Origin of the sequence: Streptomyces katrae (assembly GCF_000966975.1) — a bacterium.
Lineage (GTDB): Bacteria > Actinomycetota > Actinomycetes > Streptomycetales > Streptomycetaceae > Streptomyces > Streptomyces katrae.
Genome location: NZ_JZWV01001112.1, coordinates 1 through 2,692 on the forward strand (window position 1 = coordinate 1; position 2,692 = coordinate 2,692).

Consider the following 2,692-nt stretch of genomic DNA (forward strand, 5'->3'; position numbering starts at 1 on the left):
GCTGCAGGTGGCGGTGGTGGCCGACCTGACGGACGAGTCGGCGCTGCTGCCGGTCCTGGCGGGGCGGGACGCGGTGGTCTCGGCGCTCGGCGCCGCGAACAACAAGCAGGCCCGGCTGGCACCGGTCACCGGGCCGGCCCTGCGGGCGGTGGTCGCGGCGATGCGGCGGACGGGGGTCGAGCGGCTGATGGCGGTCAGCGCGGCGCCGCTGGCGCCGGACTCGAAGGGGGACGGCCTCCTCGTCCGCAAGGTCGGCTACCCCCTCCTCCGGCGGGCGCTGCGCGACCTGTACGCGGACCTCGCCGTCATGGAGTCGGTCATCGCGGCGGCGAGCGGGCTGCGGTGGACGGTGGTCCGGCCGCCGCGCCTGCTGAACCGGCTGGGCACCGGTTACTACCGCCGAGCCCTCGACGCCAATGTCCCGGGCGGCCGCGTGATCCCCCGCGCGGACGTGGCGACGGCCCTCCTGGACCTCCTGTCCGACCCGTCGACGGCCGGCCACGCGGTGGGCGTCGCCACCTGACCCGTGCCGGTGTCGCTGCGCGGAGCCGTCTCCCCGCCCCGCCCTTTCTCCGTTTCTCCCCCAGCTACCGCTGGNAGGTGCCCCCAGGGGGCTCCGCCCCCCGAGCCCCGCGCCTCAAACGCCGGCGGGGCTGTACATAGCCCGCGCGGCGTTTGAGCGCACGTACGGCGTCCGGGGCTTGTCCCGGGATACGGTGAAAGGGCGGGGCGGGGAGAGGCTCCGCGCAGCGGTACCCGCACCCCCGGCCCCGCCCGGCCCGGCTACGCCTTGCGCGCGGCTCGGGCCGTCTTCTTCGCGGCCGGTGCAGCGGCGGCCTTCTTCGCCGGGGCCGCCTTCTTCCGCACGGCCCGCGCCGCAGGCAACCCGGCATCGGAGATCCGCTCCGCCCCCAGGATGTCCCGCAGGAACTTCCCCGTGTGGCTCGCGCCCACCGAGGCGACCTGCTCCGGCGTGCCCTCGGCGACGACGAGACCACCGCCGTAGCCGCCCTCGGGGCCCATGTCCACGACCCAGTCAGCCGTCTTGATGACGTCCAGGTTGTGCTCGATGACGATCACCGAGTTCCCCTTGTCCACCAGCCCGGACAGCACCTTGATCAGCTTCGAGATGTCCTCGAAGTGCAGACCGGTCGTCGGCTCGTCCAGCACGTACACCGTCCGCCCCGTCGACCGCTTCTGCAGCTCCGACGCCAGCTTCACGCGCTGCGCCTCGCCACCGGACAGGGTCGGCGCCGACTGGCCGAGGCGGACGTAGCCCAGACCGACCTCCGTCAGCGTCTTCAGGTGCCGGGCGATCGTCGGGACCGCCTCGAAGAACTCCAGCGCCTCCTCGATCGGCATGTTGAGGACTTCGGCGATGGACTTGCCCTTGTAGTGGACCTCCAGCGTCTCCCGGTTGTACCGGTCGCCGTGGCAGACCTCGCAGGGGACGTAGACGTCCGGCAGGAAGTTCATCTCGATCTTGATCGTGCCGTCACCGGAGCAGTTCTCGCACCGGCCGCCCTTGACGTTGAAGGAGAAGCGGCCCGGCAGGTAGCCGCGCACCTTCGCCTCCATCGTCTCCGCGAAGAGCTTGCGCACGTGGTCGAAGACGCCCGTGTACGTCGCCGGGTTGGACCGCGGCGTCCGGCCGATCGGGGACTGGTCGACGTGGACGACCTTGTCGACCAGGTCGTCGCCGTCCACCCGGGTGTGCCGGCCGGGCACCGAGCGCGCGCCGTTCAGCTCGCGCGCCAGGTGCGTGTACAGGATGTCGTTGACCAGCGTGGACTTGCCGGAGCCCGACACGCCCGTGACCGCCGTGAGGACGCCCAGCGGGAAGGACACGTCGATGTCCCGCAGGTTGTTCTCCTTGGCGCCGTGGACGGTGAGCTTGCGCTCCCCGTTCACCGGCCGGCGGACGTCCGGTACGGGGATGGACCTCTTGCCGGACAGGTACTGGCCGGTCATCGACTCGCCGTTCTTCAGCAGCTCCTTCAGCGAGCCGCTGTGCACCACCTTGCCGCCGTGCTCACCGGCGCCCGGGCCGATGTCGACGACCCAGTCGGCCACCTTGATCGTGTCCTCGTCGTGCTCGACGACGATCAGGGTGTTGCCCATGTCCCGCAGCCGCACCAGCGTCTCGATCAGCCGGTGGTTGTCGCGCTGGTGCAGGCCGATGGACGGCTCGTCCAGCACGTACAGGACGCCGACCAGGCCGGAGCCGATCTGCGTGGCCAGCCGGATGCGCTGGGCCTCGCCGCCCGACAGGGTGCCCGCGGCGCGGTTGAGGGAGAGGTAGTCCAGGCCCACGTCGACCAGGAAGCGGAGCCGCTCGTTGACCTCCTTGAGGACCCGCTCGGCGATCTTCTTGTCGCGGGCGTCGAGCTTCAGCCGTCCCAGGAAGTCGGCGCACTCGCTGATCGACATCGCGGCGACCTCGGCGATGGACCGCTCCATCACCGTCACCGCGAGCACGATCGGCTTGAGCCGCGTGCCCTCACAGGTCGGGCAGGGCACCTCGCGCATGTAGCCCTCGAAGCGCTCGCGGCTGGCGTCGCTCTCGGACTCGGCGTGCCGCCGCTTGACGAACGGCACGGCGCCCTCGAAGGCCGTGGTGTAGGCCCGCTCGCGGCCGTACCGGTTGCGGTAGCGGACCTCGATCTGGGTCTTGTGCCCGTACAGCAGGGCC

At 71.6% G+C, this 2,692-nt stretch carries 2 protein-coding genes; one reads left to right on the forward strand and one right to left on the reverse strand.

What is annotated here, in order from left to right:
* Positions 1–523 (forward strand): NAD(P)-dependent oxidoreductase (locus tag VR44_RS33200; RefSeq protein WP_045951350.1); only part of this gene is annotated, 523 nt, incomplete at its 5' end.
* Between the two features lie 260 nt (positions 524–783).
* Here the strand turns inward: VR44_RS33200 and uvrA are convergent.
* A partial coding sequence (gene uvrA / locus VR44_RS33205; protein ID WP_045951351.1) for an excinuclease ABC subunit UvrA occupies positions 784–2,692 on the reverse strand: 1,909 nt, incomplete at its 5' end.